Raw genomic sequence first — 20293 nt, forward strand, 5'->3', positions numbered from 1 at the left:
GTAATAGTTAGTTTAATTTTGTTTTTTCTGCTTCAGATTTTCCTAACAGATTTATAATGTCTTTTTTTCTTTCTTCCGGAATAACTTTTAAAACCTTCAATTCGCCATTCAGGAGTTCGGCTTCAATTGTTGTATTTTGTTTTGCATGTAATTTAAAATGTACGTTCCAATCTTTTGGCCAGGCTGGAAAGAGATAGATTTTTCCATCAGTTTCCTGCAAAAGCATTTCCTGCATGCCAATCATTCCCGAACCGCCCCAATTATGATCTGGAACCCAGTCAAATCCTGGTCCCCAAAAAGCTGGGAAACGTCGGTCTGAATTGGCCATTTTTAAGGTATTGTATTTCGCAGCTTCATGGGTTAATCCCAAACGTGCTGCAAAAATATTATCTTGTTTCCATCCAATATGACTTCTAAATTTTAAAGCATCAGGATCGTATTTCCAAGTGTTTAAAGCCGTTTCCAAATCAGGTTTTCCAACTCCGTAAATTCCCCACGGATAAACAGGATACAATTGTGGTACTTCCGAATTATTCACTCGTTCCCACGTTTTGGCAGGAAGTAAAACTTTATGATTTTCAATCTGCCCGAAATTTAAAGGCGGGATTCTATTTTGAAATCCTTTTAAATATTCGGCATCTTCTTTGGACAATTCTTTTGCCGAAAGGTTTAAAAGATTGGCTGTAATAACTTGTAAAGCCGAAATGGTACTATTCGCATTATTTGCCATTTTATACGTTTCTGCTCCCGAACCTGGAAAAAGAACCAGTTTGCCGTTTCCGTCCAAAGCCTTTCTCCCTCTTTGTTTCGCTAAATATTGATAATGTTCATCAAAAAAACGAAGACAACTGATTATGAATTGATTGTATTTCTTAATATCTTCTCCAGCATATTCTTTTTGCTGCAACATCATTTGACAGAATTCAAAAACCGTGTCCCATTCATATTCCAGCCACGCATTATATTCCATTCCCGGATCGTAATCTGTGGGACGTTTCCATTCGTATTCTGCGGGATTTGGCAACCCGAAATTTTCCAATTGTTCTGTAAATGATGCACCGTTATGATTCCAATAAACTTTGCTTCTTAATTCGGCATTTTTCTGTAAACTCAAATAATAATCCAGCTGTGATTTCATCATATCAAAATCACCGCTTTTTACCATCGGAAAATAAACTAAACGCTGATTTTGAGCCGTCATGGTTCCTCCTCCCCAATTCCTGAAATCAGGCGTAAAATCTAAATCGGGATTTGTAAAAACGGGATCAACGGCAAACAATCCGCCGTTGAATTTTGTTGGATATTTTCCGTAAGCATTACAGCCGAGCATATATCGAAACAACTGATAATTTTGTCCGATTTGATAAACCGAATCTTTGGCAGTCGATTGATTTTTCTGAGTAAAAATAAAACTGCGGTTCCAGAAATTATTCCACCATTTTATCGTGTTTTTTTCTGCTTGTTTTGCTGTTTTCTTGTTTACATAAATCAAACTTTTCAATCCATTCTCCCAAGTCGAAAAATCTGATTGATTGGTATTTAAATAAATTTCTAATGAATGTTTTTTGGATGGTTTTACGCTTGTTAAATTAAAACCTTTAAAATCTGTCGATTGGTATTTTCCTAAGTACGTTCCGTCAGGTTTTAGATTATCGCCCGTCATAAATCCTCCGAAAGTTAAATTCTTAAGTGGATTCAGCATTTGGTCTTTAACCGATTCCATTTTCTGCTGTTTAACCGCTACATCAAAAACAGTATTTCCCCTGTTTCTGTGATAGAATTTTATGCCGTTATTTTCAAATGCAATCGAATCTTTATAAGTAACAATTTCTCCCTGAGGCGCCCATTTATAAGAATTGGCATTATTGGCTTTTCCTTTTGAATCGCGGTTTTTATAACGCCAGCTTTCATAAGAAGCTTTCATTTTTAATGCATTTTTACTTTCTAAATCCAAATGGATTATCGGTTTAAAAACATCGACCCAAAGTTTGATTTTAGTGTCACTCTGCCCAACTAAAACATATCCGTCTTTGAGTTTCAATTCCTGATGAAAACCTTCTATTTTAGCAAAAGGATTCGGCGTTAATGTTACTTTTACTCTTCCTAATTTCAATAAAGTATTGTGTTCGTCAAAAGTGCCGCTTCGTGAAAAATAAAAATACAAATCGCCTTTTTCTACCCATACATTCACGCCAATATCACCGCCTCCCAAGGGCATTGATTCTGATGAATTATTGCTCTGCGTTGTCCAAACCTGATTGTAATTTTCGAGCACAGGAACTTGCGCTTTAAGGCAAAGCGTTGTGAAGAGAAGTATGTATTTAATGTATTTCAAATTATTTTTTTTGATTTTTAATTATCCTTTCTTTTTGTCATTTCGACGAAGGAGAAATCTTCACAAGTCGCTCCGCAATCTTTGTCGATCTTGCAATGAAGATTTCTCCTTCGTCGAAATGACAAACTAAACTTTAAACTAATAATTGATCATTCACAATTAACAATTAACAATTCATAATTATTAATCACCATTCATCTGTTCTAAAAGAAGAAACCGGCAAACCGCCTGCACTAAACAATTCCGCTTTTGCGAAATCTTTCCATAAATAACGAATAGCAACCGGTTTCTTTACTTTATCCGAAGTCAAAACCACTGATTTTCTTCTAACTACCGTTTTAGCCGGATAGAAAACTTTGTCTTCTCCCGCTATTTCAAAACCTGTTACTTCTTTGTCATAAGAAGTAATTCCGTTGGCTACATCATCAAAAGAAACCGTAACCGAACCGTCTTTTATTTCCATCGATTTGTATTTCGGACTTTCGAATTCGAAACCTTCGATTCCGTAGGTTTTTGCCAAAGCCTGGAACGCCAGTCTGTTTCCTCCTTTTTCTTTGTCCATTGGGTGAATGTTATTTTCTTCTCCGACATCCATTAAAACTGCCATTCCTGAATTCGGAATTTCTTTTGAAGCTTTAAACTGCGCCTCTCTCAAATAAGCCGAATTGTATTTCTCCAAATAATCTTTTGGATGAAATGAAGCATAATTAAACGGCGCAATCTGAGCGTAATAAAAAGGGAAATCTCCTTGTTTCCACAAAGCTCGCCAGCTTGAAACCATTTTTTTCATTAAAGCAGTGTATTCAGATACTCTTTCGTAATTCGATTCTCCCTGATACCAGATACAGCCTTTTATTCCGTAACCTATTACAGGCGAAAGCATTCCATTAAACAAAGTCGTTGGAACACGGTTTGGATCTTTTGCCAACTCTTCTTTTGTAGTCGGAATTTTAGCGCTGGCAAAATCTTTCAGCATTTCCTGATTCATCCACGCTTCCATGCTTGAACCTCCGTAAGAAACATGAATCAATCCCACTGGAACGTCTAAAACTTCTTGTAAAAGCGAACCAAAATACCAAGCCGTAGCGCTAAAATTAGAAGTTGATTTTGGCGAAGCTTCTTCCCATTTTCCTTCAAAATCCTGCAAAGGTTCTAAAACAGTCGCACGCGGAATGGTGATTAACCGAATATTTTTATTGGTTGATCTTACAATGATTTCGTTTCCGTTTTTTACGGGCTGTCCCTGAAAACCTTTCAAAGGCATTTCCATATTGGATTGTCCGGAACACAACCAAACTTCTCCGATTAACACATTTTTTATGATCACCTTTTCGCTTCCTTCCGAAACTTCAATTGTAAACGGACCACCAAAGGACGGTGTTTGCAAAGCTGTATTCCATTTACCAGAGTTGTCTGCTTTTACCTTGTAGGTTTTAGAATCCCACGAAGTTTTTACTGTAACATTAGCGTTCTTTTCTGCCCAGCCCCAAATTGGTGCGTTAGATTTTTGTTGCAACATCATGTTATCAGTAAACAAAGCCGGCAGTTTGATTTTGGCATTCATTTGGAAGGTTGCCACAAATGCAATTACAACAACAAAAATGTTCTTTAAATTTTTCATTTTACTTTATGCTTTTAATTCTAAAAATTTGTGTCGCTCCTCTGGAGCTAAACTATTCCTATATATTATTTTCTATAAATATTTCGCTCTTCCAGAGCTTTAATGCAAGTCCCAGAGGGACGAAATATTTATAGACAAACAATAACAATATACAAAAGCTCCTGCGGAGCGATATTTTTCTTCAATTGCCTCCAGCTTTTAGCTGGAGGAATCATCAAATGTTTATTCTCAATAGGCTTTAGCCAAACTAACTTTTTGGCTAAAGCCCTGTTATGTATTATTCTTAACCTCCAGCTAAAGCTGGAGGCAATTGACTTTTTTTTCGTCAAAAAAAAATCCTTTTTAATCTTTCAATCTGTGGCTAAAATTTATTTTTCTTTTACAATACTTACTGGACCCAATAATCCTGCTTTCAACAACGGTTCTCCTTCTAAACGAAATGGCGCTGTTGTCCATGTCAATCTCTCTTCTTTTGGCAATTTTTGATCGCCAATTAATCTATTTGCCCAAGTATTTGTGATTTTAATTTCGATAGTATTTTTTCCTTTTTCTAAAGCTTTTGAAATATCAGTTTTGAAAGGGAAAGTCCATAATGTTCCACAATCTTTTCCGTTGATTGAAATCTCGGCGATATTAGAAATTTCACCTAAATCCAACCAGATTTTATCTGTGCTTTTTCCTTTCCAAACAAAATCTTTTCTATAGATTACAGTTCCTGAATAATACTTAATCTGATCATTTTCAGAAGTACTCCAATCAAAAAGTTTATTGATTTTGATTATTTCTTTTGGCCCTTTAAATGCTGGATCAAATTGCAGATTCCAATTCTGATCTAAAGTCTGGACTTTTTCAAATTCAGAAAATTTTGTTTGAGCTAAAACTTCTTTCGTTTCTTCTTTAAAAATTACAAAACCAGATTCGTTAGCCTCTAAAATTATTGAAACAATTGTTCTTCCATTTTCGATTTTCCAATTGGTTAATTCCGAAATTTTATCGGTAACAGGATTGTACCATTGCGGAACTTTTCCAGCTATTCTAAACGACGCATCAAATGCTCTTTTTTCTCCTTTTTGATTAGAAATGAAATAAACGTCTTCACTATCTGATTTGCGATGTGTCCACGCTAATGTTTCTGAATCAGCTCTGTTTAAATTTAGGAAATAAACGTCATGTGCAATTCCAATGGAAGAAAAATCATTTCCTAAATACGGTAATTTGATAATCGTTCCTTCTCCAATTTTCCATGTTGATGAACTAGCATTATTCCAGATTTCATCAATTACATTCTGCCATTTCTTTTGATTCTCTTCGGATTGAATTCCAGGCTGAATCATTGGTTTTTCATCCACAAAAATTGTAGCTCCATCTTTTACCAACTGCAATATTTTTTCTGCGGAAGCCAAAGACAAAATTTTATTCGGTGCCATTTTGTGACTTCCCGGAAAGAATAAAGCTCCGTATTCAATTCCACCATCAAACGAAATTTTGCCTTTTACCACCTTCGCACGATTAATTAAAACATCGGCGTTGAAAGAATCATATTGATAGCCATTTAACGGATTAATCCATTGTGATAAATCGGTCATATTTTTAGAATAGGTAACTTCTTTTGGCATTTTTGCCGTTGGCTGACCCTCATTTTCTAAACGGATTTTCTCGCTTTCTAATCTTACTTTACCGAATACATTTGGAATAAAAGGCACTAATCGATCTGGTACAAAAGAACGTGAAGGGAAATCTTCCCCAATAAAAACTGCGAGATCAATGACAGGTTTTCCTTTTTGCAGCTGAAACTGTACTCTTTGGCAATACTCAAACCATGCTTTTCCAGGTTTCCACCAAGTTTGGTCCCTTTGAAAAAAAGTTCCAATATCGTCTAATGTCATTCCCGGTTTTCTGTCTGTCCACGGATTATGAACAAAAACGTGGTAAAACAAACGGTTGATTCCCAAAGCATAATTGCGGTCTGCTGTGGTTTTCAGATTTCCGGGATGTTCGTCCCAATCCATTCGCAAAGCTGTAAAAGATTCTGCCTGAATAATATCTTTTCCGTAAATATGTCCGCCCGAAATGGCATCTACCATATCAAAAGGTTTATCATGTGTTGGGCTTTTCAGCCAAAATTCACCACCTGGATAATCGACATATTTATAATGCAGCAAAGCATCACTCATCATGGTTGGCGCAACGTTTTCTGAACTTAATTTAACGTTATATTCTTTTGCAATCTGAGCAACAGTTCCATAGAAATTATCGGCTACTAAATCGGCAATGGTTTTTCTAACATCGTATAGAACTTTCTCTGAGAAATCGGTACTTTCTATCGGAATTCCCGCCATAACTGGAAGATATTCTACAAGATCGTAACCACGTCTCTTTTTAAACTCAGTCTGAAAAACAGAAGACCAGTTTTGGCTTCCGCATTCCCAGCTGTCAAAATGAAGGATTTCCAGAACTTTTGAAGTCAGTTCAGGACCAGCCGAACGAACCGCTTCACCAAACCAATGATCTAGCTGAAAACGAATTAATTCGGGATTAAATTTGTCTACTTCCAACCCTTTTCCTGCTCCGCCAGTTGCATTTTCATGCCCTGTAGAAGTGTGTCCCATTCGGATAATTTTCCATTTTCCCTTTGGCGCTTTCCAGTTCATATTTCCATCAGCATCAACAAATTTGGAAATATTAATGATTTCTGATTTTTTAAATGATTCCGAATTGGGAATCTGTTTGTCTGTAGTCTGCGGAGTCAAACGCCAGATTGCGCCTGATTTTCCTTCGTAATTATTTATTAATGACTGATTCGAAAGCGTTATTTTACTCACTTTCAGATTTTGTTTCCATTTAGCAAAATCCAAATCTTCTGCTCCCGGTTCTGTTCCAGTTGGATCATAAACAAATCTGAAATATTTCGCCGTAACAGGCGCAATAGAATGAGTATTTGGGAAATCCATATCCTGCCAGCCGTGACGCGGTGCGATCATTCTTTCGTGAAATCTAAAATTAATGCCATCATCACTCACTTCTACAATCAAGCGCTGTGCCTGAAAATCTCTTCCTTTGGTTTCTATGACAATAGATTTACAGCTAAAAGGCTGTGCAAATTCGTATTGAATCCATCCTTTTTCTGCAAACTTGAAATTTTCATCTTTTTTAGGATCAGCCAAAAACGAAGCATCGGAACTGTTTGATGTTGTTACTTTTGGCAGGTTTATCTGCGAAGTAATTTTATATTCTTTAATCGGAAGGGCAAAAACTGCAATGTCTTTATAATAGTCTTTGTAATGTTCTGGAACTGGGAGTTTTGAAGTCACCTTTTTACCTCCTAAGATTTCTGAAGTTGACCAGACTACTTTCTGCATCGACATTTCAGGTGTAATCCACGGCCCACCTGCAACGGCAAATCCGTCAGCTCCGTGAAAAGCCAATTTCAAACCTAAACGATCTGCTTCTTTAAAAGCCCAATGAATCATATCCCAAAATTCAGGACTCAGCTGTAAAACCGGCGGATCTATTAATGGCGGATTTGCTGGTCCTTTAATAGTCATTAAATAAGCCCCCGCAATTCCTGCTTGTTTCATCGCTTCTAAATCGGCTGTGATTCCTGCTTTAGAATAAGCCGATTTCATCCAATACCAATACACCCAAGGTTTGGAAGATTCTAATGTTGGCTGAAAAAAGTTGTTTTCTTTTTTATGGACTTCCTGTGCGGAAACGAAGCTCGCCAAAAGGAGGATAAAAAAGAGGTGTTTTTTTTGAAACATTTTTGTTGTTTTATTACAATCTGCCTAATCTGCTAAATCTGCGGGAAAAATTTACTCTCGCAGATTTGGCTGATTTAGCAGATTTTTTTTGATTTTTTATCTTTTTTGTCATTTCGACGGAGGAGAAATCTTCGTAAGCAACTCCACTACGAGAATCCAATCTTTGTCGAGTTTCTCGTGGAGATTTCTCGTTCCTCGAAATGACAAACTGTATCATTTAATATTTAGTTCTTAATTTTAAGATTATCAATTATCAATTATCAATTATAATTACTAATACTTAAACTTCTTTAAACTATTTTCTAATTCATTTTTTGAACCACTGAAAGGTGTTAAATAAAAACTATACTGATAATCTCCAGATTTAATTTGGTATTGTTCTATTGGCTGTGCTACAATTGTCCAGCTGTCATTTCCTCCAACTCCCATCTGCATTAAATCGATATTTAGTGTTAAAAATCCTGGATCTTTCAAATCGTACGTATGACCTGCAGAACTAACATTTTCCTGCGTATACGGCCATGCGCTCATGCTTAAAACTTTGGTATCGTTTACCACTAAAAATCCGTTGTTTTTCTGTGGAGTTGTCAGTGCCATCCATCTTACATCGCATCTGTTTCCATTTTCCTGCGGTTTTGGGTAATGTTCGATAAAATCATTTATTGGCAGTGAATATTTCCCAACAAATGAACCGAAACTTCTGTCGCTGTAATTTTCCAACTCTCCTTTTCCATACCACGAAATCTGATCGAATTTTCTTTGCACTCCCATCTGCATTCCGATTTTTGGAATGTTTGGCAGTTTGTTTGACGCTTTTAAACTGTAATCTACTTTTATCAATCCGTTTGGTAAAATATTGTAGACCACATTTACGCTTGCACTGTCTTTTATAATTTCGTAATCGCTTGTAATTTTAATTTCAGAAGCCAATTTGTCGATTGTAATTTTTACCAATTTTGGTTTTGCTTTGTACCATTGTTTCAACAGCTTTTGCGATTTCCAACCTCTTTTATCGTTATCTGTAAGCGGTCTTACGAAGTTCGGAAGCAATGGGGCAAAAACCTGTTCTTCACCATTAAAAATATACGAACTCAAAGCTCCGTTTCCTTTGTTGATGTTAATGTCGAAATTTTTTCCCTTGATTTTAAAATCAGAATCGGATTCTGAAACGTTTAAAGCTTCTTTTTTAGATTCAGGCGAAACCGCTTCTTTCTTTTGCAACACAAACTGATCTTCCGCAACAGCGTAACCTTTTGAAGCCCAAAGTTCCTCTTTTGAAAGCTGGAATTCTATATTTAAAATATACTCGGCATCGCTTTTCATTTTTGGCAGATACTGACTTACATTTAAAGTTGTGGATTGCCCTGCTTCTACTTTGAATGGTTTTAATATTTGGGTTTTGATTACATTACCATTTTCCAAAACTTTTAGAACCGGAATATAATCTTCTAAAGATTTAACGGCCTGACGATTTTTGATTTCCAATTGATTTCCGTTTAAAGTGGAAACCACTGGCTGATACACCCATTTGTTTTCAAAAATCGATCCTTTTGGTTTTCCGTTAGAGTCTACAATTCCTTTTGTATTGAAATTTCCGTCATGGTATTTTTCACCAAAATCTCCTCCGTGGGCAAAATAATTCTGACCAGATCTTGAATCAAATTTCACCAATCCCTGATCTTTAAATTCCCAGATGCAACCTCCGATAACTCTTGGAAGCGAACGGAATTCATCCCATAATTCTTTTAAATTTCCAACTGAATTTCCCATTGCATGAGAATATTCAACGAAAATAATTGGTCGAGTATCTTTCTTTTGATCAACTAAAAATTTCGGAGTGAAAACGCCCGGATAAAAACGGCTGACCATATCCACATACGAATCATCCTGTGGATTTTCGAATCGGTAAGCGTGATCGATTGTTTTAGGATAGCCTGGATCTAGCGGATCTATGTAACCGTCTAATTTTGCATTTCCCTGCGCTGGTTCGTAATGTACGGGACGCGTAATGTCGAAATCGTGAACCCAGCCCGACATAGCCGCGTGATTTGGCCCTTTTCCGCCTTCGTTACCTAAACTCCACATCACGACTGACGGATGATTTTTATCGCGTTCCACCATTCTGATCATTCGCTCCATATAGGCATTTGTCCAAAGCGGATCGTTGCTTAATTTACCGCCAATTCCGTGTGTTTCCTGATTGGCTTCGTCCATAACCATGATTCCGTATTGATCGCATAATTCGTAGAAATAAGGATCGTTTGGATAATGGCTTGTACGTATAAAGTTGAAATTAAACTTTTTAATCGTAGTAATATCCTGTTTGATATCTTCTCTCGTAACGGCTTTTCCTCTTGTTGGATGATGATCGTGACGGTTTACGCCATACACATAGGTTTCTTTTCCGTTGATGAGCATTTTACCGTTCTCTTTTGAAAATTCAATCGAACGGAAACCAACTTTACAACTTTTGGCTTCGGTAATAGTTCCGTTTTTATCTTTTATGGAAATTACCATGGTGTATAAATTCGGTTCTTCCGAACTCCATTTTTTCGGATTTTTGATGGTTTCCTGAAAGAATCCAAAACGGACATTATCCAGACGAGGATAACTTTCGTTGATTAAATCGATTACGGGTCTTTGAAGCGGTTCTTTGAAAATGGGCTGATTATTAGCATCGTACAATTGAACATTCATCGTGTAATCTTTGACTTTTTCTCCTGTAAGATTCTCCACTTTTGGACGCAGTTTGAAAATCGCATCGGTATATTGTTTGTCTAATTTGGTTTGAACAAAGAAATCCTGAATGCGTAATTTTGGCTCTGCCATAATGAAAACTTCACGCTGGATTCCGCTCATGCGCCAGTGATCCTGATCTTCTAAATAAGAACCATCAGCCCAGCGAATTACCTGAACCGAAACGACATTTTCTCCTTCTTTTAAATAAGGCGTAATATCAAATTCTGATGGCAGAAAACTGTCTTCTCCATAGCCTAAAAATTCTCCGTTTAACCAAACCTGAAAACCTGAACTTACGGCTCCAAAATGCAGTGTAATCGTCATGTCTTTCCAGTTTGCCGGAACGGTAAAACTGCGTTGGTAAGAACCAATTCCGTTATAATCTTTAGGAATATAAGGCGGATTTATTGGTCGAAACGGATAAACGGCACTTTTGTAAATTGGATTGTCATAGCCTTTCATTTCCCAATTGGATGGCACTTCGATTTTATCCCAGCCCGAAACGGTACTTTTATAGAAATCTTTTGAAGCTTCTTTCAGGTTTACGGCATATTTAAAATCCCAATCGCCGTTCAGCATCTGGATTCGGCTTTTGGTTCTGTCGCCTTTTAATGCGTCTTCAACAGAGGTATACGAATAAGCAGTTGCTCTCGAAGGCTGTCTGTTGATGCTTGTAACCGTTGGATCTTCCCAAGGTGCAAATTGGTATTTTTTATGCAATTCTGGAACTCCTGCCGGCTCTCCTGTAACGGATTGGGCTTGAGTTGTGTAAGATGTTAAAAGTAAGATTACAGTCAAAAAGTCGAAAGTCGAAAGTCGAAAGTTGAAAAATGGAATTCTATATTTTGATTTTGACGTAAACATTGGTTTTATATTTTGTTTCATTGTTATTGCTTCAGATGTCCCTACGGGACATAAATGCGTATTATTTATTTTTTCTACCGACCAGTGCCTCCTAACGGAGTCTTTTTCATCGTTTATTTTTTGTTAAGAGTATTAGTGCACTTCATAACTCATAACTCATAACTCATAACTCATAACTCATAACTCATAACTCATAACTACTTTTTAACCTTCACTGGCGGTGCCACAAAATTCAATTTGCTTTTTCCTAAATCTTTAGAAGTTGCTATTGCAATTCCTCTTTGTTCTGCTTTGTTAACCGCGCAATAGAAATGATAAACAACACCATCATGTTTTACTACGAACGATTTATGCGCAAACAAATCGTCATAAGGCTCAGAAGATTTAACCAAATCGTCGCCTTTCCAGTCGGTCCAGTTTACTAAATCATTTGAAACTGCAAAACGGTTAAATGCACCTTGGTTCCAACCCGTCCAAAAAGCTCCAAAATAAAACATCACCCAAGTATCATTTATACGCTGAATATAAGCATCTCCTGAAATTCCTTTATGATGATTGATTAATGGTTTATCGCCATAACGTTCCCAATGTTTCATGTCGTTTGATACCGCCATTGCAATACGTTCTGCGCCTTTAGCAGGATTTATACTATCACCTCGGGCATTATAATACATGATAAAATTGTGTCCTGTCAGTTTATCTTTATCACGAATCACACTGTTTTTGTACATAGTACTATTATCCCACCATTTTGCGTCTTTGTCTTTTGGCGTTAAAACCGGGTTTTCTAATCTTTGAAATTCGTGTGGTTTTGTCGGCGCTTCTTTGGTATACGCCATTCCGATTGATAAAACACCAGCTTCGTAACCTTTGCTGTCTCCGCCAAAATAACTCATCCAGTACTTGTCATCGTATTTTTCCCATTCGTAACTTCCGCCCCAAGTTGGGTCCTGCAACGAAATATATCCTGCTTTTTGGTTGACATCCCAATGTTTTTCATTTTCTGAGAAGGACATTACTTTTCCTAGATATCTCCAATCTAAAAGGTTGTCACTTTCTGCTAACCAGGTTTCATAACCTCTTCCATCGTAAATTAAATACGTCATATACCATTTTCCATCTTTTCTGAACACACTTGGGCAATCCATTTTATAGGAGTTGTCTGTCGGAACCATCACCAAACCGTATTTATAAGGCGTTTTGATTTCTTCGTAAATCTCCTGCATTACGGTTTCTGTAATTTCTCTTTTCTTGTATTTGGTTGCACAGCTGGTTATAGCAAGTGCCGAAATAGTTAGAATTAAGTATTTAAGTTTCATTTTTGGTTATGTTTTTTTGCCACGAAGGCGCTATCCCGATAGCTATCGGGACTAAGTTTTATATTTATACTGTGGACAATTTAATCTCGCAAAGTCGCAGAGTCGCAAAGTTCTATTTTCTATACTCTCTTTTCTATATTCTAAAATCTTGCTTCTTGCTTCTTGCTTCTTCCCACTCTCTTCTATTTCTTCAGTTCTTTTAATTTAGACTCCATCACATCTTTGTTCAGTTTTACTTTGACCATTCCTGTTGGATGAAATCTTCTTTTTAAATCGATTGCATTGTACACTACTGTGTAAACATCATTTCCTTCTGGGATTAAACATAAAGGCGTTCTCATAATATCCCACCATTTATCGACTTTAGTTTCTATTGGAAGATAATGTGCTTCTGCCCAATTAACGCCGTCAACTGATAATGAATACGCAATCATATTAGGTAAATGATGTCCCCAGCCGTCTGGGCCTCCGTCGAAAATAGCGATGTACAGACCGTTTGGTAGCTGACTTACAATTGGATTTTCAACAAATTGTGGATGCATCGTTTTAATAGGCTCCAAACCTTTGTTCATTCTCGTCCAAGGCCCTTCTAAACTTTTAGATTCGGCTAAAGCCACAAACCAGCCTTTTCCTGATTTTTTTGGATAATCGGCCCAAGAGTTAAATGGATACGCACCGCTGTAAAATCCGAAATATTTATCACCAACTTGATAAGGAAAAAACGAAGCAACTCCCTGACGGCCTTCCCATGGCTGAGAATCCAATCCGGGTTCCATAATAATTCCCATATCTTTATAAGGCCCGCCAATTCCGTTGATTCCTTCAACAGTTGATTCGCATCTCCAAATTCTTCCAAATGAATGATTGGGCTCTATTTCTTTACTAACCGTATAAGCCAAATAATAGCCGTACCATTTATTAGCTTTTTCATTAAAAACAGGCATATACGACCAAATAGCAGCACGACGATCATTCATCGGGTTATCATCTTCGGTTACGGCATAAGTTCCGCTGGCTTGGTAGATTGTGGATTCTCTTTTCCAGGTGATTGCATCTTTACTTGTCCAATGTCCGATTCTGGTTTTTACACGATCGTAATAATAATCTACACCTTTTTCTCCTGCTCTTTCGGTTGGAAACATATGATAGGTATCGCCGACCTTCACCACACGTCCGCCTTCAAATCCACCCTGAATTCCTTCTGTTCCAGACATTCCTTCATCAATGACGGGTTTGTTTTCTCCGCCGATAATTTCGAACAGCGGTTTTTCATCTGAAAATCCTTCGACAATGAAAGTTGGGTTCCACAATTTTCCGTCGGGTAATTTTGCATCTCTCGAATTCAACTGCTGATCGATTTTTAAAACTCCCAAGACAGCAAACAATCCTTTTTGATTTGGTAAAATAGTGTGAGTTCCTTTTCCGTAAGGAATTGCATAGACATCAACAGGCGGTAAACCTGTAATGGTAACTCCGTTTGAAAGGATCTCATTATTATTCCCGATTTGATTTACTTGCAGATATTCCGCATTTTTATCTTGAAAAACACCAACCAAAACAGTTACTGGTTCTTTGAATTTTAATTGTAATGGAGAATTGGTTCCGTTTTTATATTTGCCTAAAGGAAGTTCAACACCTGTTAATCCTTGTAATTCCGGCGCTAAACGAACAATATTGTGTTTGCTTCCTGAAAAAACATGAGCGTATTGTGCGGTTTTGAAAGTTTTGTAGTTTGATTTTACAACTTCAAATGAAGCAGGTTTCCATGCGGTGTTTTGTGCTGAAACTTGAATGCAGACAGTTAACAGCATTAGGAAAGCTGTTTTTAATTTGAAATTGTATTTTTTATTTTTTGAAAACATTGGTTTTTTATTTTTTATTGATTCCAGAATCACCTTAATCTTGTCATTTCGACGGAGGAGAAATCTTCGTTTGCTGAGCACACATAGCAGATCAATCTTTGTGGAGTTACTTGCGAAGATTTCTCCTCCGTCGAAATGACAAAACTGGCGTGACAATCTTTCTGGTTGCGTTTACAAGCTAAGGACTAAGGACTAATCACTAAGAACTAATCACTCAAATTGCCCTATAACTCACTTTATACTCCACATTCGGTTTAACAATCAACTGATATTTATTTTTTGCTAATGCTGTAATCGTTCCTGAATTTGTTTTGGGTTTGATTGAACTTTCAATAATCAATTTTCCTTCTCCTTCGCCTGCTTTTACTTTAATTTCTTTGGTACTGCAATAGATGGCAACTTCTCCATTTGGTGTTGGCACTTTTCCCTCCATCCATTTTAAACCGCCAAGATTTGGCTTGATTTCATATTCAGCATAACCCGGTTTTAAAGGTTTTACACCCAAATAATATTTCCCTAATAAGTAAATCGGACTTGCTCCCCAAGCATGGCAAAGGCTTTTTCCATAGGGACGACCATACATCGTTAAATGCTCTGTGCCTTTTTTGTTTGGATTGTATTCTTCCCAGAAAGATGTCGCGCCCTCATTTAGCATTCCGCCCCAATAATCTTTCATTTCTTTTAAAACGTAATCCTGTTCACCCATCGCACACAACGCTTCCAACTCGTAAAAACGCATGTATGGAGTTGTGATTTGAAGAACATCTTTATTGAGCAATACCTTATTTTTTACGCTCTGTTTTTGTTCTTCATTAAAATAATTAAAAAAAATACCGAACATATTAGCGTATCTGGTTACAATATTTTGGATTTTACCGTCGATACGCTGGTGCTTCATTACGTTTTCTTTTTTATCCCAAAACACATCAAATAATTTGGTTTTCAAATCATCTCCTAATTTTTGATATTCTTTTTGGTCTTCACTTTTACCAGCAATTTCAGCACTCACCGCCATGGCTTCAAGGCTTCTGGCTAAAAGCATTTGCTCAAAACTAACCTCGCCCGTTTTTGCCAATCCGTCAGCCCAATCAATAAAAACCCAATCACCTTCTAAAGGTTCCAGAAATCCGTTTTTGTTTCTTCTTTCTAAACAGAAATCCATAAGCGATTTCATTCTTGGATAAAAAGTTTTGATAAATTTCGTATCGCCCGTGTGTAAATAATAATCGTAAACACCCACAAACCAATACAGCGAATAATCCATTATGATATTTACGTGAGCCGTAACAGGATCTTTTCCTCGAAGTGCTAACAGCGTACGTTCTACAGATGCCGAATCAAAGAATAAATAATAATTCATTAAATAACTTTGATAGGCATCGCCAGACCAAACCCAGCGGTCACGTTTAATTCCGTCGATAAAAAATTCACGAGAGGTTAAATGCATCGTATAAGCCGACACATCCCAAATTTTATTCAGTTGTTCATCCGATGATTTGAATGCGCCACGATAGTCTAATGGCAAATATTCATAAAGCATCGAAATCGAATCGTATTTTACACCTGCATCTGCTTGAACCTGAACATATCGGAATGCTTTCGATCCGTTATGTGTATAGGTTTCAGGCTGTTTTCCATCAAAAGACAAATGATCTAAAGTTTCACACTTGGCAGAATCCAAAGCTTCTTCGCGAGATTCTCCGTAATACAATTCTACTTTACCTTTTCCTTTTAAGCCATGAATTTTAATGTAACCAAAAGTTTCTTTACCAAAATCTACCAACTGTCCAGCTCCTATTTTTTCTGTTTTCTTTGCACTTAAAGGTTTAGTCGTTAGTTTAAACTCAGAAGGTTTGTTTTCTGGCGAATTAAAATTCCAAGACCCAACAGGTACCCAAGGTGTTCCAGACTGCTGTGCTTTTCCAGTTTCGTCTATCCAAAGTTTATCTTCATTGGTTACTTTCCAAGAAGCGTCGGATTTAACATATTTACCATTAATATAAATAGCTGGCAACACTTCCTGATTGTAAACTTTAAAGGAAATTTTGTGTTTTCCGGCAGGAATTTTTATTGATTTTGGCTGTCCGTAGATTTGGACACCATCTAAAAGTAATTGAAAAGGTCCTTCCGAAAAGATTTTTGCCTCGTCTGGTTCAGGAATATCCACTTCTGTTTGAAAAGTTACCAAGGCATACGGACTGTAATATTGCCAAAGCGGTGGAAATACGGCTTCACGTTCTGTACGTCTTACCTGCATTTTATTGCTTAACCAAACTTCGAAATCGCCTGGATACCAGATCCATGTCGCTTCTTTTGATTTTTCTTGGGCTGATGATAGCGAACAACAAAAAAGGGCAACAAAAAGAAGTAAAGTCTTAAAAATGGAAAAGCGGTTTAGCATAGTAAGTTTATTTTGGGACTAAAGATAAGTGTTATCTTTACATTTCACAACCTGCACTATCCTGCTAATTCATAAAAAATAGCACTTTTTGATAATTTTTTAAGGGAAAAATTACGGCTTATCACTTTTTTAGTACTAAAAAAAATGATGTTAGAATTTTATGGGACACTGATGAAACGGATTTACTTCGTAAAAACGCGGATTTACACAGATTTTAAATGTATATAAGTATCAAGCTTTGTCAAAGTTTTGAACTTTGACAAAGCTATTGAAGAGAAACAAAAGAAAAAATCCGCATCAATCCGCGTCTTCGCGATAGCGAATCCGTTTTACCTGCGTTTAAATTTAGGGTGACAATCTAAGCAATCATCCTATCAGACTCATTTTCATCTTCTAAAATATAATTAGAAGGCGTCTTACCCAAATGCTTCTTAAACATATAGATAAAAGCGCTAGTAGTTTCGTAACCCAAATTGAAGGCAATTTCTTTTATGGATTGTTTTTCGCCCAAACGTTTTATGGCTTCCAGCAATTTTAAACGCGTGCGCCAATCGCTAAAATTCATTCCCAATTCTTTAATAAATAAGCGGGATAAAGTTCTGGTGCTCATAAAAGAAAGTTCGGCGTAATGCTCTATCGTATTTTTACTTGCTATATCGTCCATTAAAAGTTCTACTACTTTTTGAAGTCTTTCGTGATTCGTTGTTGGCAGAAAGGTTGCACTTGGCTCAATTAAAGCCAATTCGTCTAAGAAAACAGAAATGATTCTTTTTTGTGGCGGAGTGAGATTTCCTTCTATTCCAAAAGAAATGATTTTAAAAACCAGTTGCTTTAAAAACATCGGAATATCAAAGGAAAAACTGTTTGTTGGCAATCCTTCCATGGCAGATGGATCGATAAAAACACTATAATAATTAACGTCTTTCTGAAAAGTAACCTGATGCTCTACTCCGCCCGGAAGCCACAAGCCCTGCAACGGATTCACCACCCAAATATGATTGCCCACTACAACGTTCATTACTCCTCGAGTTGCATAGATCAACTGACCTCTTGGGTGCGAGTGCGAAATACACATTTCGTTGGTTACCATTTCGGTATAGCCAATAACAGGAATTAATGGATCAATTCTGTATCCATGCTCCTGCGCCATTCGATATGTCCGAATCTGATTATTCATTGTCCAAATATAGCAATTCTGACATTACTATTCTTTTGATCTTTGTAAAAAATAATACAGCTGTTGTTTTTAAACCTAATTTAAGAATCAAAAATTACCAAATGGACACTATTAAAGCAAACCCCGACATAGTTAAAAAAACCACCTACTCGATCTTATTTATTATAAGTTTTTCGCATCTGATCAATGATCTTTTACAGGCTGTAGTGCCTTCAATTTATCCACTTTTAAAAGACAATTTCAGTTTAAGTTTTACGCAAATTGGTATTATTACTTTGACTTACCAAATGGTAGCGTCTATTTTACAACCATTTGTGGGAATGTATACCGATAAAAACTCAAAACCTTATTCGCTGATTGTTGGAATGTGTTTTACCATGGTTGGACTTTTCTTTGTTTCGATCGCTTCGAGTTTTATCAACTTATTATTATCAGTAAGTTTAATCGGAATTGGATCTTCAATTTTCCATCCTGAGTCTTCACGTGTGGCGCATTTGGCTTCGGGTGGCAAAAGAGGTTTGGCGCAGTCTATTTTTCAATTGGGAGGAAATGCAGGAAGTGCTATCGGACCTTTATTAGCCGCTTTTATCGTTATTCCACACGGACAATCTTATATCGCTTGGTTTTGTATTATTGCTTTAGTTGGAATTTTTGCTTTGTATAAAATTGCGATTTGGTATACGGCACATTTATCTGAAAGAATGGCTAATAAATCGGCACACCAAATCGAAACGCATCATTTATCTAAAAACAGAGTAATTGCTTCGCTAATTATTTTATTGGTATTGATTTTCTCTAAATACTTCTACATGAGTAGTATTACAAGTTACTATACTTTCTTCTTGATAGATAAATTTCACATTACGATTCAGCAGTCACAAGTATATTTATTCTTATTCTCAGGTGCTGTTGCTGCTGGAACTTTGATTGGAGGACCAATTGGAGACCGATACGGCAGAAAATATGTAATCTGGGTTTCTATTTTGGGCGTTGCTCCTTTTACAATGTTACTGCCTTACGTTTCTTTATTTTGGGTTGGAACTTTATCTGTAATCATCGGATTAATTCTTTCTTCGGCATTCTCTGCAATTTTGGTTTATGCAACTGAATTAATGCCTGGAAAAGTCGGACTTGTTGCTGGTCTTTTCTTCGGATTTGCTTTCGGAATGGGCGGTTTAGGTTCTGCTATTTTAGGAAAAATTGCCGATGCTACAAGTATTGAATATGTATTTAAGATTTGTGCATTTCTGCCTTTAATTGGTATTATCACTGGATTTTTACCAAATCTTGAGAAGAAAATTAAAAACTAATATATACTAAAAAAAAANTTCCTTTTCCTGAGGAGTCATTTCTCTAAAAAGGACTTCATCATTATATTTTACTGTATACTTTTTATCGCTGTATAAGTTTTGATAACCTTCAGCAGTATAAAAAATTGGCATTACAGATCTTTCAATTACTTTATTTTTTTTACCATCTAAACCATCTACTTCTTCATCAGACAAATAATAAACATTAAATTTAAAGACATGATTTTTATCGTTATCCACAACGTTATCCATTACACCAAGCATAGAACCTGGATAAACTTGATCATTAAGTTTAACCGCTAATAAATTTTCATCCACACCGCTATATGATGCATTTGTTCCATCAGCATGGTCAACTATGATTTCTGTTCTGAAAATAGTGTTTCCTTTATCTGAGACAGCAAATTTTCTTATCTCGGTAACTAAACCTTTTCTCATTGAACATATGGTATCTTTAGTCTTAGAAAACACCGTATAATTTTTCCATATTTCAGGTTTAACATTAAATCTAAAGGTTTCATATATTCTTACCTCTTTATTCTGTTTAAATGGTAGAAAATAAACAATCGAGTTATCCAGCTGAGGCTTTATAGAACCTTTTCTATAGCTATAGGTATAAGAACAATAAATCGGCTTTTCTTTGTCAGCAGGTTCTAATTTAAAAAGTGTTCCGGAATCTTCGGTTAAATTTAAATTATATGTTTTTCTAAATGCAGAGATATTTTCAACATTTGCAGCACTTTCTAAATCAAACTCTATAAAATAATTTCCTGGTACCGCTTTAGTATAATTGTATTCTACACTGTTATCACCTTTTTTGACGCTCGTGATAAAAATCTTTTGATTTTGCGAGGCCATCTTATTAATACTAATAAAAGAAAAAATTAAAACTGCTAATATACTT

At 36.4% G+C, this 20293-nt stretch carries 9 protein-coding genes; 1 reads left to right on the forward strand and 8 read right to left on the reverse strand.

Annotated elements, in window-relative coordinates; translation table 11 throughout:
- Nucleotides 1-7 precede the first annotated feature (7 nt).
- The 8 genes from ASE40_RS06170 to ASE40_RS06205 form a co-directional block, all read right to left on the reverse strand.
- Nucleotides 8-2335, reverse strand: a complete 2328-nt coding sequence (locus ASE40_RS06170) for a DUF5703 domain-containing protein (protein ID WP_082586762.1) — start codon at nt 2333-2335, stop codon at nt 8-10.
- Nucleotides 2336-2522: 187 nt separating this feature from the next.
- Nucleotides 2523-3956, reverse strand: coding sequence for a sialate O-acetylesterase (locus tag ASE40_RS06175; protein WP_057116094.1), 1434 nt, complete (start codon nt 3954-3956; stop codon nt 2523-2525).
- 368 nt (nt 3957-4324) lie between these two features.
- Entirely contained in the window at nt 4325-7717 is a 3393-nt protein-coding gene (locus tag ASE40_RS06180; RefSeq protein WP_057116095.1) for a glycosyl hydrolase, read from the reverse strand.
- Between the two features lie 273 nt (nt 7718-7990).
- Entirely contained in the window at nt 7991-11341 is a 3351-nt protein-coding gene (locus ASE40_RS06185) for a glycoside hydrolase family 2 TIM barrel-domain containing protein (protein WP_241774328.1), read from the reverse strand.
- Nucleotides 11342-11517: 176 nt separating this feature from the next.
- Nucleotides 11518-12639 carry a hypothetical protein gene (locus tag ASE40_RS06190; protein WP_057116096.1) on the reverse strand — a complete coding sequence of 374 codons (1122 nt, stop codon included), beginning with the start codon at nt 12637-12639 and terminating at the stop codon, nt 11518-11520.
- A gap of 182 nt (nt 12640-12821) precedes the next feature.
- Nucleotides 12822-14501 (reverse strand): hypothetical protein, encoded by a 1680-nt coding sequence (locus tag ASE40_RS06195; RefSeq protein ID WP_057116097.1) that lies wholly within the window; start codon nt 14499-14501, stop codon nt 12822-12824.
- A gap of 214 nt (nt 14502-14715) precedes the next feature.
- Nucleotides 14716-16902, reverse strand: coding sequence for a family 78 glycoside hydrolase catalytic domain (locus tag ASE40_RS06200; RefSeq protein ID WP_057116098.1), 2187 nt, complete (start codon nt 16900-16902; stop codon nt 14716-14718).
- A gap of 358 nt (nt 16903-17260) precedes the next feature.
- Entirely contained in the window at nt 17261-18079 is an 819-nt protein-coding gene (locus ASE40_RS06205) for an AraC family transcriptional regulator (RefSeq protein ID WP_057116099.1), read from the reverse strand.
- Between the two features lie 101 nt (nt 18080-18180).
- Here ASE40_RS06205 and ASE40_RS06210 point away from each other — a divergent pair, with 101 nt between their 5' ends.
- Nucleotides 18181-19389, forward strand: a complete 1209-nt coding sequence (locus ASE40_RS06210) for an MFS transporter (protein WP_057116977.1) — start codon at nt 18181-18183, stop codon at nt 19387-19389.
- Nucleotides 19390-20293: the final 904 nt, after the last annotated feature.

Origin of the sequence: Flavobacterium sp. Root935 (assembly GCF_001429295.1) — a bacterium.
Taxonomy (GTDB): domain Bacteria; phylum Bacteroidota; class Bacteroidia; order Flavobacteriales; family Flavobacteriaceae; genus Flavobacterium.